Here is a 306-nt window from a genome sequence, read left to right as displayed (position 1 = left end):
CCCTTCCTCGCCGTGCTCTTCGTCTTCCTGATCCTTGTCACCTATGTGCCATTCCTGTCGACATGGCTGCCGACGATGGCAATGGGGCCGGAGACGGTCGTGAAATAAGCCGAGCGGGGCAGGGACCGAACCCGGTCTCATGCCCCGCCTTTCCAACCTGGCGCGCCCGTGGCACCCCCACGCGGCGCGCTTTTCTATGGGGGCAGGTCTGGGGGGCTATGCCCCCCCGCGCTGCGCGCGCCCCCCGAAATATTTCCCCCAAGGCGAAAACGCAGGATAGTCTTTCGGCTTGGCTGAAATATCCCG

The organism is Thioclava sp. UBA3469, assembly GCF_002378135.1.
Lineage (GTDB): Bacteria > Pseudomonadota > Alphaproteobacteria > Rhodobacterales > Rhodobacteraceae > Thioclava > Thioclava sediminum.
This window is presented reverse-complemented; position numbering follows the sequence as displayed.